General features: G+C 63.1%; 8 protein-coding genes and 1 pseudogene. 4 read left to right on the plus strand and 5 right to left on the minus strand.

Annotated elements, in window-relative coordinates:
• From CQ14_RS20780 to CQ14_RS20795, 4 genes and pseudogenes are all read left to right on the plus strand, one after another.
• Positions 1-594: pseudogene (locus tag CQ14_RS20780) on the plus strand (hypothetical protein); the annotation flags it as partial.
• Complete coding sequence (locus CQ14_RS20785) at positions 591-2,258, plus strand: SWIM zinc finger family protein (protein WP_057859703.1); 1,668 nt, start codon at positions 591-593, stop codon at positions 2,256-2,258. The pseudogene CQ14_RS20780 and the gene CQ14_RS20785, both read left to right, overlap by 4 nt.
• A 349-nt stretch (positions 2,259-2,607) precedes the next feature.
• Positions 2,608-4,434, plus strand: a complete 1,827-nt coding sequence (locus CQ14_RS20790) for a reverse transcriptase family protein (protein WP_057859704.1) — start codon at positions 2,608-2,610, stop codon at positions 4,432-4,434.
• A gap of 251 nt (positions 4,435-4,685) precedes the next feature.
• On the plus strand, positions 4,686-5,069 hold the full coding sequence (locus CQ14_RS20795; protein ID WP_057859725.1) for a universal stress protein: 384 nt from the start codon (positions 4,686-4,688) through the stop codon (positions 5,067-5,069).
• Positions 5,070-5,325: 256 nt separating this feature from the next.
• Here CQ14_RS20795 and phaC read toward each other — a convergent pair whose 3' ends face one another.
• The 5 genes from phaC to CQ14_RS20820 form a co-directional block, all read right to left on the minus strand.
• A complete protein-coding gene (gene phaC, locus CQ14_RS20800) occupies positions 5,326-7,044 on the minus strand; it encodes a class I poly(R)-hydroxyalkanoic acid synthase (protein WP_057859705.1) in 1,719 nt (572 codons plus the stop codon).
• A 75-nt stretch (positions 7,045-7,119) separates the two neighbouring features.
• On the minus strand, positions 7,120-8,496 hold the full coding sequence (locus tag CQ14_RS20805) for a sigma-54-dependent transcriptional regulator (protein ID WP_057859706.1): 1,377 nt from the start codon (positions 8,494-8,496) through the stop codon (positions 7,120-7,122).
• Complete coding sequence (locus CQ14_RS20810; RefSeq protein ID WP_347337150.1) at positions 8,486-10,189, minus strand: sensor histidine kinase; 1,704 nt, start codon at positions 10,187-10,189, stop codon at positions 8,486-8,488. The genes CQ14_RS20805 and CQ14_RS20810 overlap by 11 nt, the downstream gene beginning before the upstream one ends.
• A 187-nt stretch (positions 10,190-10,376) precedes the next feature.
• Positions 10,377-11,381, minus strand: coding sequence for a cytochrome d ubiquinol oxidase subunit II (locus tag CQ14_RS20815; RefSeq protein ID WP_156435206.1), 1,005 nt, complete (start codon positions 11,379-11,381; stop codon positions 10,377-10,379).
• The gene (locus CQ14_RS20820) at positions 11,378-12,769 is read right to left on the minus strand and encodes a cytochrome ubiquinol oxidase subunit I (RefSeq protein WP_057859709.1); all 1,392 of its coding nucleotides are present in this window, start codon (positions 12,767-12,769) and stop codon (positions 11,378-11,380) included. The genes CQ14_RS20815 and CQ14_RS20820 overlap by 4 nt, the downstream gene beginning before the upstream one ends.
• Positions 12,770-12,773 lie beyond the last annotated feature (4 nt).

Raw genomic sequence — 12,773 nt, forward strand, 5'->3', positions numbered from 1 at the left:
CAGAATGCCGTACTGCTGGTCGAGAGCGAGTGGGACGATGTACGAGCGACCGCGGTGAACCGCCTCACCGCATGGCCCAGCGACGCGCTGCCGGCGGCGGCGCTGGCGGTCATGGCGGACTCGACCGTGCCGGCGGTGCAGGACGGCGCCCGCCTGCTGCTTCGGCGCAGCCTCGCCGACGGCGATGTCGCCGAGGTGCTGGGGCGCGTGCTGGAGCACCCTTCCGGCAGCTTTCACCTCTTCGTCACCGAGTTGATATCAGGCGACTCGCTGGCGGATGCGGCGATCTTCGCCAAATTCCTGACCCAGGCCCGCATCATCCTGATGCAGATCAACCGCGGCCGCATCGCCAAGGACCGGATCTTCATGGCACTGCGCCACGAAGCGCTGGCGCACAGGGACCGCGCTGCTGATATCGCGCAGCTGCTGTACGACTTCACACTCAGCGTGACCCTTCGCGACAAGGCGCCGGCGCTGATGATCCTGCGCGACATCGCCCGTGCCTGGCCGGACCTCACTCTGCCTGTCACCGTGGCTCGCGCCGGCCGCACGCCGTCGGGCGGTGACTCGCAAGCCAGCGGAAACGCCGCATGAATTTCGCCTATCGATTTCTCGGCAGCACCAGCGCCTCGTCGGACGCCGCCTCATCGTCGTTCGCCTTCGCGCCGGACACGCTGCGCCAGCCGACTTTCTTCACCGGCAAGGTCGCCCGCCATATCGCGTTCCGCGAGGCGATCTCGGCGCTGCATCATGTCGTCGTCTCGGACCTGCGCTTCAAGCCGCGCGACCGTACCGCCTACTTCGAGTGGCTGAAGCAGAACGAGGCCAGCTTCCTCGCCGAAGCGACGAAGCAGTCCGCGGCGCTCAAGCCGCGCATCGCGGAGTTGCAGGACCGCATCCGCGGCCTCGACCGCGAGCGCGATCGGCTGATGAAGCCGTTCTGGGCGGCGCGGCAGGCCTATTTCAACTACCTGTACAAACAGAACCGCGACGCATGGATCGTGCTCGATCCTGTCATCACCGTGCATCCGGACGAGATCTTCTTCGAGTGCTTCAGCCTCGACGAATCGAGCTACGGGCGGCTGTCATGCGACCACGACGTGTTCGAGGGCCTCGGCGAGATGGCATTCGGCACCACCAATATCGACTACAGCCACGCCCTCTACGACGAATTCCAGAAGATCCGCTCCTATCGCGACACCACGCTCACCATCGATCCCTCCGGGTTCGAGGTGCAGACCGGCGACGACCTCGACTTCCGCGAGGAGAAGATCGACCTGCCGGACAGCTGGGTGCGCGGCTTCCTGCAGGTGTCGAGCGCCATGACCCTGCCGGCACATGTGTTCGACCTGCATCCACTGGACATGGCCAACATTCTCACCCGCCTTGCGCAGAAGAAGGAAAAAGCCGGTCCGCGTTCGCTGCGCTTTGTGCTGAAGCCGGACGCGCCCGTGGAGGTGGTCATCGAGCCGTGGCACGACAGGCTCACTTTCCGCCGCTCGATCTATCGCGGCAAGGACCCCGCAGAGATCCGCATTTGGGGCCGGCGAAGGCTTGCGATCCTCGGGCGGGCGCTGCCGCTGGCGCGGTCGGTGCGGGTGCATCTGACCCAGAGCGGCCTGCCCTCGTTCTTCGTCGTCGATTTCGGCGGCCTTCGATTTACGCTCGGCCTGTCCGGCTGGACCGCGAACGACTGGTCGTCCGCCGGGCAATTCGACCTGCTCGCGCCACGCCACAAGGTCGACACCGACACCGCCCAGCGCGTTTTCGCGGCGCTCGGCAAATCGCACGCGGCGACCGCCGCCGAACTGGCACAGTGGACCGGCGTCGACCAGGCGCTGGTGCATGCGGCGCTCACCGCCTACACCCAGGCCGGACGGGTCATGTTCGACCTCGACAAGTCGCTCTACCGCCTGCGCGAACTGACGCGCGAGCCGTTGTCGCCGGCTCAATTGCGCTTCGCGAGCCCGCAGGAGGAGAAGGCCGACCGCCTGATCAACGCCAACCTCGTGACGATCGGTAACATCGATCGCAACCAGGGCGTTCGCGCCATCAACGGCCGGGTGCTCGACAATGCCCGCACCGAGCAAGTGAACCTCGTCATCGACGACGACGACCGCCTCGTCGAGGCGCGCTGCAGCTGTCATTTCTACGGCCATAACAAGATGGCGCGCGGCCCGTGCGAGCACATGCTGGCGCTGCGCCGGATCTTCCATGCGCAAGTCGAGGGCGTCGCCCAGGATGGACACGCCACATGAGTGACATGAAGGCCGCCATCAGACCCGGCTTGCACCGGAGACGACAATTCGCGTATCACAGTAATCGGAAGGGCGCGGGCCGGTCAGGACCTTGCAACCCGGGCGGCGTATCGCCGTCCTTGCACCATGACCATGCATGCGTCACTGGCCCGATCTTCACTGGGCCGGGGCAGTCCACCCATACGCAATCGCAGAATGGGTTCTTTGAACCCAATTGCGTATGGGTGGACGCCCCGGCGTCGAGTGGATCGATCCAGTTCTTGGATGAGACGAAGGCTATCCGGCCCGCGCCCTTTCCGATCTCCCTCAGCATAACCTCCGTCACGTTCCTGACCGGAGGGCTGGCCGCGTGACCGAGACCGTTTCGCCCGGCACGCTGACGCGCCAGGAACTCTACGATCGTATCCGCCAGTCGTCGAAGGACGAGGTCATCCTCGAGGAGATGATCCGCCTCGGCTTTTGGCCCGACGGCGAAGACGAGCCGGCGCCGGCCGCGGACACGATCCGCGCGCGCGGAGAAGCGATGCGCGAGCTCAGCGAATTGCAGCGCCAGCACGCCGCCCTCGGCGATCCCGTGCGCGCGCTGAAGGAAATGCACAAGCGCCGCAAGGCCGAAGCGATGGCGCGGCGGCAGGAGACCAAGCGCCGCAACGCCGAGGCGCGACAGACGCGGGCGTTTGCATGGTTTGAACGCCGCAAGCGCGATGTGCTCTACCTCGGCGAAGACGTCTCGCCTGGCCTTCACAGCCGCACGACCACCATTCCGTTGCACGACGGCTTTCCGCCGCTCGCCGATGCCAAGGCGCTGGCCGACGCGATGGGCATACCGCTGGGCGAGCTGCGCTTCCTCGCATTCAACAGGAAGGTCGCGTCGGTCAATCACTATCAGCGCTTCACGATCCCCAAGAAGAGCGGTGGCGAGCGGTTGATCTCGGCGCCGATGCCGCGCCTCAAGCGCGCGCAGTATTGGGTTCTGGACAACATCCTCGCACGCGCGCCGCTGCATGATGCCGCGCACGGCTTTGCGCCTGAGCGCTCGATCCTGACCAATGCGCGCAACCATGTCGGCCGCGACGTGGTGATCAATCTCGACCTCAAGGATTTCTTCCCGACCCTGACCTACGCCCGCGTCAAGGGTCTGTTCGAGGCGCTGGGCTATGCGGAAGCGGTCGCAATCCCGCTCGCGCTGTTGTGCACCGAGCCAATGGTCGATGAAGTGACGCTCGACGGCGAGCGCCACTTCATCGCCGACGGCCCGCGGCTGCTGCCGCAGGGCGCGCCGACGAGCCCGGCGATCACCAACCTGATCTGCCGCAGGCTCGACCGGCGCCTCATGGGGCTCGCCCGCACGCTCGGCTTTGTCTACAGCCGCTATGCCGACGATCTGACCTTCTCCGGCTCGGGCGAGGCGATAAAAAAGATCGGCACCTTGCTCAAGGCCGTGCACGGCATCGTCGAGGCCGAAGGGTTCACGATCCATCCGGACAAGACGCGCATCATGCGCAGGTCGACGCGCCAGGAGGTCACCGGCCTCACCGTCAACGAGGCCGTGGCCGTGCCGCGCGACCTGCTGCGCCGTTACCGCGCCGTGCTGCAGCAGGTCGAGCGCCACGGGCCGGCGGGTAAGCATTTCGGTCCCGGCAAGGACGTGATCCGGTCGCTGCTCGGCTTCGGCCATTTCGCCATGATGGTCGATCCGGAGAGTGGCACGCCATTGCTGCAGCGAGCGCAGCGCCTCGCCGCGCAGTACGCGCCCACCCGCTCCGAACGGCTTCCGACTCGCGCCGCATTCCGCAAGGCCGCGAGCGCCGGCCAGGCGCCGCCCGGTCGGCAGTGGAATCCCGCGGAGCGGCCACCGCCACCGCCGGACCCAGTGTTGGTTGCGCTGGCGCGACAGGAGGAAAAGAAACGGGCCGCACAGGCACGCACCGCAACGCCCGGCATGTCACGTCCGCCCAACGTACCCCCGTCACCGTGGGGCACGCCGCGCGCAGCCGGCCCGCAGGCGGCTCCCCCGGCGGGACCGGCGACGGCACCCCAAACGACACAGCCGTGGTACGTCACGGCGCTGGTGATCCTGCTGGCGGTGATCCTCGGGCTCGCGATCAGGCCTGGCGGCGCCGTGATTGCCGGCGTGATGCTGTCTTTCTACTTCTGGCGATGGTGGAAGCGCTGAACCACTGTCCGATCTAACCCAACCCGAGAAAGACCTCTTTTCACCGGCACATTCCTTTCGGGGACTGCGCAGCCCTGCCGGTCAGTTCAACCGGTTATCTCGCCATGGCGCGCCCGCTTTGGGTAATTGCGGACACCGGAGTTGTGGCACGATTGGCCTATAGATTGATTTGTCTCAAGACTGTATCCGAAACGCGGGCCCACCTTGCATTCGGAAGGCAGCGATACGTCCAGACGATCGAGAGGTGGAGCATGTACCGGCATATTCTCATTCCGACAGATGGGTCGGAGCTGGCAGAGCGCGGGGTGACGCACGGGTTGGCGCTGGCGAAATCCGTTGGAGCCAAGGTATCTGTAATCTACGTCGTGGAACCACTTCTTGCAGTGACAGGCGACTTTGCGAGCGTGTTGGATCACGCGGCAAATGCGGCCAAGGAGGCCGGTGTTTCCTGCGAGACAATTCAAGTGGAGAATGTGCAACCCTATCAAGCCATCATTGCAGCGGCCGAGGACAGAGGCTGCAATCTCATCGTCATGTCATGGCACGGGCGCAGCGGACTTTCCACGCTTCTAATCGGTAGTGTGACAAACAAAGTGCTGGCCTACGCGAAAACGCCTGTACTGGTTTGCCGGTGAATGTGCAGATCGCAAGCCAACCCCGACGGAAGAGCGTGCCCGACGACAGCCTGCCGAAGGTGCTCGCCGCTTGGCGGAAGATTACCGCTGCTCCTGTGTCACTCACGGGAGCAAGCAGGTTAACTGAACATTGTGGCCGAGCGCGGATAGATGGCAGTGAACCGCGCTACTGGTTGAGAGCCGATCGTCGTCAGAAGCAGCAGGACGGGATTTGTCCGCGCCGGCCCGACAGCATCCCAGCTTGCCGGCTCGATCTTCAGCCCGCCTTCGCCTTCACGTATCGACCTGGGGCGGATTCGCCCGGAGGATAGAGGTTGCTACCGAGCTGCGTGCGCGCCGGCAGTTGCTCTTCCGCCTGCGGCTTGAGCCAGCCGATCCAATCGTTCCACCAGCTGCCCGGCTTTTCATCCGCGCCGGCCAGCCAGGCGGCCGGCTCTTCGCATCGCTCGTCGGATACCCAATAGCTGCGCTTGTTCTTCGACGCGGGGTTGATGACGCCGGCAATATGCCCACTCGCGCCAAGAACAAAACGAGTGTCGCCGCCGAACAGGCCCGTCGTGCGATAGGCGGACCGCCATGGCACGATGTGGTCCTCGACCGTCGCGAGAACGTAGGCGGGCAGATCGACCCGCCCCAGATCGACTGACGTACCGCACATCGTCAATCTGTTCGGCTCGCGGAGATTGTTCTCCAGGTACATGTTCCTGATATACCAGCAGTACATCGGCCCCGGCAGATTGGTCACGTCAGCATTCCAGAACAGAAGATCGAAACGTTCGGGCGGCTTTCCTTTCAAATAATGATCGACCACGTTCGGCCATATCAGTTCCTTCGAACGCAGGGTCTGGAACACGAAGCCGAGTTCGGCACCGCGATAGATGCCCCCCTTCCCGATCGTCAGCTCGCGTTGGAGCACGCTCTCTTCGTCCACGAACACGCCGAGATCACCCGGCTCCCGAAAATCGAGCATGGTCGTCAACAGCGTCACGCTTGCGACCGACTCGTCGCCGCGCGTCCGCAAGATCGCGAGCGCGGACGACAGGATGGTCCCCCCGACGCACCAGCCGACGGCGTTGACCTTGTCGGCGCCTGAAATCGATCGGGTGATTTCAATGGCGCGCATCGCACCATGCTCGACATAGTCATCCCATCCGAAGTGACCGCAAGACTCTTCCGGATTGCGCCAGGACACCACGAAGACCGTCATGCCGTGCTCAACCGCAAACCGGACAAAGGAATTGGCAGGCTGGAGATCGAGAATGTAGAACTTGTTGATGCAGGGCGGCACGATCAGCAGAGGCCGAACGGCCACCTGCTCCGTCGCCGGTTCATATTGAATAAGCTGAAACAGATCGTTTTCGAACACGACCGCGCCCTTCGATGCAGCGACGTCCTTTCCGACCTCGAATGCGCCCTCGTCCGTGATCGTCAGGCTGCCTCTGCCCAGGTCTGCCATCAGGTTGTCCAGGCCAGCCTTGAGACTTTGACCTTCGCTGTCGGTTGCCATCTTGATCGCATCGGGATTGGTAGCGACAAAATTGGTCGGGCTCATCGCCTCGACCAGCTGGCGCGTGAAGAAACGCAGGCGGTGCTTTTCCTTCTCGTCCAGATCGAGGGCTTCGACAAAGTCGACACAGTAGCGCGAGTTCAGCAGGTAGTACTGCTTCAATATGCTGTAGAGCGAATTTTCCCGCCAATCAGCGCCATTGAACCGGCGATCGCCGCGCGGGGTTTCGATGCCCCCTTCGCTCTGCCCGCCTGCCGCCGATTTGATGATGTGTTCTGAAAGCTGATACAAACCCTTCAGATAGTCGGCCTGCAATTCGGCGATGCGTCCCGACGCCCCCAGAGGCGAGCTGACCGCGGCGTCGTCACGCTCGCCATTCGCTGTGCCACCCAGCGATCGCCACAGGCTCGCGCCCGCCTTCATGAATCCATCGACAAACTCGTCCGGCATGTTGAATGGCCGATTCATCCGATATCCCTCACTCAGCAAAATAAGATGATGTGTTGCGTTTCCTTGTTCCGGGCAGCTTCTATTTGGCTCCCTTCAGGCTCCGGAGCGGACGGCTGAGCCTTCGCGTATTCCATCGACGTTCACAGCAAGACGTTTGATCTTGTCGTACAAAGTTTGCTTCGGGATACCCAACAGCGCAGCGGTTGCCTGGACGTCGCCCTGCTTGCGCCGAAGCGCGTCCTCGATGATCGACCGCTCGATGTTTTCGAGTTGTCGAGGCAACGACGGATCCGACGCGCCAAGGCCGGACTTGTTGATCGCCTTGCCATCGAGAACGCCAAGCACGAAGCGGTCGGCGACGTTGCGAAGCTCGCGTACGTTTCCCGGCCACGAATAGGCCAGCAGGTGGGACGTCGTCTGCTCGTCCAATATCGGCGCATCACGCTCGAAGCGTCTCGCGGCATCCAGCGTGAAGTGCTCGAACAGCAGCGGAATGTCCTCGCGGCGTTCGCGAAGCGGCGGCAGCTCAATGAATGCTACGCCGAGGCGATAATAGAGATCGGCGCGAAACAGCTTCTTTTCGCTCAGCTCCAACAAATTCGTTTTGCTCGCCGCGACGACCCGGCAATCCACCGAGATCGGCTTGTTGGTTCCGACCCGCTCAATCGACCGATCCTGCAGCGACCGCAGCAACTTCACCTGCACGCTCAGCGGCATGCTCTCGATTTCGTCGAGGAACAGCGTTCCGCCATTCGCATATTCGATCTTGCCGACACGCTGACGGGTGGCGCCGGTGAATGCCCCAACTTCGTGGCCGAACAGTTCGCTCTCGACCAGCGACTCAGGCAGGCCGCCGCAGTTCACTGCGACATAATTGCCGGCGCGTCGGCCGCTGTGATTGTGGAGACAACGCGCGACAACATCCTTGCCGGTTCCGGTTTCGCCATAGATGGTGACGTCGACATTGGTCGCGGCCAATGTGGATACGAGCCGGCGCACTTCCTGGATCTGCGGCGATCGGCCGAGCAGGCTCGCTTCGATCCCCTGCCGGTCCGCCAGCGCAGATCGCAGCGAACGCACCTCTAGGGTCAGCCGCCTCTTCTCTACCGCCCTGCGCACCACCGAGATCAGCTGTTCCGAGGAACACGGCTTCTCGATGAAATCGTAGGCGCCGCCGCGCATCGCGTGCACCGCCATCGAAATATCGCCATGCCCGGTGATCAGGATCACCGGCAGATCCTGATCTAGCCCACGCAGATCGGCTTGCCACTCAAGGCCGCTCTTGCCGCGCAGACGTACGTCGCACACAACGACAAAGGGCATGTCGGGGCGCACGGATACGTTGGCGGCTTCGACCGACGCAAATCCCGAGACCGAAAAGCCGGCAAGTTCGAGCGCCTGGACGCCACCGATCCGGACATCCTCGTCGTCCTCGACGTAGATCACGCCAATTGATTGGTCATCGCCCATGCGAAGCCGCCTCTGCTATGTCAGCCAACGGAAGGACCACAACGAACTCGGCGCCGACCGGCGCAAGGTTTCGCGCGCGCAATTCGCCGCCGAAGGAGCGCGCGATGTGATTGGAGAGCATGAGACCAAGGCCTAGCCCCTTGCCTGCGGGTTTGGTCGTCACAAACGGCTCGAAGATGCGCTGCAGGACATCGGGCGCAATCGGTGGGCCGCTGTTGCTGATGGTGATGAGACAGCGACCGCCATGTCCTTCATCCCTGGCAGCCCGGATCAAGATCGACTTCTTCCCGGCGCCCTCTACGGCGTCCAGAGCATTCCCCACAATGTTACCTAACAGCTGTTCCAGCCGCGTCTGGTCGGCCACCACGCAAAGGTTCGCGTCAATCTCGGTCGAGACGTCGACGGCACCATCCTTGACGCGCGCGGCGAGTATCTTGAGTGATTCGGCGACGGCCTGTTCGACGGAAACCGCATCCAGCGGGCTGTTCGACTTGTAGGCAAAGACCCGCAACTGGCTGGTCAACCGCCCCAGCCGGCGCACCAGTTCGCCAATTCGGATGAGATTTCCGCGCGCATCGCCAATCGAGCCGCGATCGACCAACAGGATCGCATTGTCGGATGCGGTCTGCAGGGCCGCCAGCGGCTGGTTCAGTTCGTGGACGATGCCGGCCGACATCTGACCGAGCGCGGCCAGCTTGCCGGCATGGACCAGTTCATCCTGGGTCGCCCGCAGCTCGGCGGTTCGTTCCTGCACCCTGGTCTCGAGCATGTCGTTCGCCGCCTGCAACGCGGCCTGGTTGGCCAGCCGTTGCTTGATCGCTCTGCGACGCTGCAGCACGAGACCAAGCGCGAGCAAGGCAGCAAGGGATGCGAGACCCGACATCGCGCCAATGATGAGCGCGGTTTGTCGCACCGGCGCCTCGTCGTCGAGAAGGACAAGCTTCCAGAGGCCCCGGTTGATCGGAAGCTCGCTGATCCGGTAGGCAGTTCCGCTTTCGGTGCTGACACGTGCAGCGCCGCCGCTGGACTGAGCGACGACGGTCCATCCGAGCGGCCTCAGCTCGTGGTTTCCGTAAGGCTTGAAGCGCGCAATGTCATCGCGCATTTCACGCGACAGCGGTGCCATCGGGCGATAGCGCCACTCGTCGCGGGAGGCGAGGATCGCGACCTGACGCTCGTCGACGAGAACAACGTCACCTTCGGTATCACGCCAGGCGCGCTCGAACGAATCCAGATTGACCTTGACGACAGCGATACCTTTTGTCACTCCACCGTCCTTCAGGGCGTAGGACAGATAATAGCCGGCGCGCGCACTGGTGATGCCGACACCGAAGAACGCGCCTCGACCGCTCGCGAGCGCCTTGCTCACATAGGGGCGATACGACAGATTTCGACCGACCGGTGTGCCCGGGTCCTCGAAATCGGCAGCGGCCAACGCTTCGCCGGAGACGCTGAGGACATAGAGGTTATCGGCACCGGCAAGCAGATTGATCGACTTCAGATACAGGCTGACCGATTGCTGCAGCGCGCCATCGCTGGGATCACCGAGCAGCCGGAAAACGCTCGGAGACGTCTCGAGCAACGACGGCAAATATTCAAATCGGGAGAGATGGCCGTCGAGCCTGGCTGCTTCCACCGCAAGCCGCTGCTGAGCTGCAACGTGCAAATGGTCCAGTCCGCGGTGGAAAGCCACGGCATATCCGATCCACGAAGCGGCAGCGACCAGGGCAAGAGCGGCTGTTCCGCGAACAAGCCAACGCAGGGAGTTGGACGCCATCGAACTGACTTCGGGCCTCCGCTTTATGTTCACCAGGAATGGAAGCTCCGCCATCCCAGGGACCAGGACAAACCGCGGAGCGTCGGCCATGACAGACGACAACTCACGCATAGTCTAACTCTATGGTTTTGCCCCGGAATACGCGATAGGAAAATGCGGTATAGGCGACAATGACGGGCAGCGTGACGCAAACTCCGATCAGGATGACCTTGAGCGAATCTGGGCTGCTGGCGGCTTCCCATACCGTCAGCCTGTCGATCACCACGAAGGGGTAGATGCTGTAGCTGAGGCCGAGGAAGCTCAGGAAGAATACCAGCACAAGCAGCGCGAATGGCAGCCAGCACAGGCCGCCCCGCACGGTGGGCGAACCGAGCAGGACGCGCACCGTCACGAGCGCGATCCCGGCTGTAACCGGGATCGACGCCACCGCAATCATCGCCGGCAGGGTAAACCACCTCTCGCGAACCGTCTCGCTGATCCACGGTGTCGCCATCGAAATCAGGATCAGACCGAGGACCATGGGCGGCCAGGCAATCTTGCTCCATTCGACTGCCTTGTGCTGGAGCGCGCCATCCGTTTTCATCACCAGCCATGTGGCGCCAAGCAGCGCATAGGCCATCGGCAGCGCCACCGCGATGGCGCCGGCGAAGATCGGATAATTCCAGCCCTCGCCGAAGCCGCTGATGTACCGGCCGAGCATCCACCCCTGACACACTGACGCAAGCATTGAGCCTGCAATGAACAGACGATCCCACATCGCCTTGCGGTCGGCCTTTGCCTTGACCCTGAAATCAAAGGCCGCGCCGCGCAGGATCAGGCCGACCAGCATGAGCGCGGTCGGCAGGTACAGTTCAGACAGCACCAGTCCGTGCGCCTTGGGGAACGCCACCAGCAGAAGGCCGACGCCGAGGACCAGCCACGTTTCATTGGCATCCCAGAACGGACCGATGGACGCGACCATGGTATCCCGCTCTTCCGGCGTCGCCCGATGCATCAGCATGCCGACGCCGAGATCATATCCGTCGCTCACGACGTAGACGAGCAGCGACACCCCCATCAACCCGATGAAGATCAGCGGGAGCAGTTCGTCGAACGACATTGAAGTCATGCGAATTCCCCCCGGCGCTGATATTGCTGCGGCTCTCCTGCCGGGCTCACCGACACGTTCGCGTACGACTTCTTGTCGGCTGTCTCAGCCATGTATTTGAGCACGCCGACGTAGGCCACGAGCAGGGCCAGATAGACCGCGACATAGATGGCGAACGTCACAGCGATGCTCGACGACGGGACACGCGAAGCGACGTCGCTGGTTCGAATGAGGCCGGCAACGATGAAGGGCTGACGTCCGATCTCCGTGACGTACCATCCGGCAATGGTCGCAACCCAGCCGGCAAAGGTCATCCCGGCAAACAGCCAGAGCATTGGCCGCGGCATCCGGGCAAATTCCCGGCCATCGCGCCAATGCCTCCACAGGCCAACCCAGCTGACCAGCAGCATCAGGATGCCCATTCCCACCATGATCCGGAAACACCAGAACACCGCAAAGACCGGCGGATGAGCCGATGGAAACTCGTTCAGCCCCTTGAGCTCGCCGTCAGCGTCATGCCGAAGGATCAGGCTGGCGAGCTTCGGCACCGCCACCTCGAAATGGTTCGTTCTCGCCGCATCGTCCGGGATCGCGAACAGCAACAGCGACGCACCGCGCGTCGTTTCCCAAATACCTTCCATCGCCGCGATCTTCTGCGGCTGATACTGCAGCGTGTTGAGCCCGTGAAGATCACCCGCCATCATCTGCGCCGGCGCGGCCAGCGCGGCGAAAACCAACCCCGTGCGCAGCACGCGCGACGCGCTGTCCGTCGCGACGCCCTTCAGAAGTTGCCAGGCGCTGATCCCGATCAGCAGGAACGCACAGGTGAGCGCGGATGCGAGCACCATGTGAAGCAGACGATACGGGAAGGATGGATTGAAGATGATCTCGAGCCAGCTCCGCGCATGAAACTGGCCGTTGACGATTTCGTATCCCGCCGGCGTCTGCATCCATGAATTCAGGGCCAGGATCCAGAATGCGCTCATCAGCGTACCGAACGCGACGAGGAAGGTCGCGCCCAGGTGAACCATCTCGCCAACCCGGCGATGGCCGAACAGCATCACGCCGAGAAAGCCAGCTTCCAGGAAGAATGCGGTCAGCACCTCGTAACTGAGCAACGGGCCGGCGATATTCCCGACGCGCTCCATGTAGCCCGGCCAGTTGGTACCGAACTGGAAGCTCATGGTGACCCCGCTGACGACCCCAAGCGCGAATGTCAGGGCAAACACCTTGGTCCACAGGCGATAGGCGCGCAGCCAATCGAGCTTCTGCTGCGGGTCGGTTGCCCGCAGATGTTTCAGCCTGAAGAACAGCAGCACCCAGCCGAGCGCGATCGAGATCGACGGAAACAGGATGTGGAACGTGATGTTGGCGGCGAACTGCATGCGCGCAAGGAACACGGCGTCCATCAAC

This window comes from Bradyrhizobium lablabi (assembly GCF_001440475.1).
Taxonomy (GTDB): Bacteria; Pseudomonadota; Alphaproteobacteria; order Rhizobiales; family Xanthobacteraceae; genus Bradyrhizobium; species Bradyrhizobium lablabi.

Bases quoted from the DNA above. Each gene is read 5' to 3' on its own strand.
- CQ14_RS20785 (WP_057859703.1), top strand. From the start codon at position 591: ATGAATTTCGCCTATCGATTTCTCGGCAGCACCAGCGCCTCGTCGGAC.
- CQ14_RS20795 (WP_057859725.1), top strand. From the start codon at position 4,686: ATGTACCGGCATATTCTCATTCCGACAGATGGGTCGGAGCTGGCAGAG.
- phaC (WP_057859705.1), bottom strand. From the start codon at position 7,044: ATGAATCGGCCATTCAACATGCCGGACGAGTTTGTCGATGGATTCATG.
- CQ14_RS20805 (WP_057859706.1), bottom strand. From the start codon at position 8,496: ATGGGCGATGACCAATCAATTGGCGTGATCTACGTCGAGGACGACGAG.
- CQ14_RS20815 (WP_156435206.1), bottom strand. From the start codon at position 11,381: ATGACTTCAATGTCGTTCGACGAACTGCTCCCGCTGATCTTCATCGGG.
- CQ14_RS20820 (WP_057859709.1), bottom strand. From the start codon at position 12,769: ATGGACGCCGTGTTCCTTGCGCGCATGCAGTTCGCCGCCAACATCACG.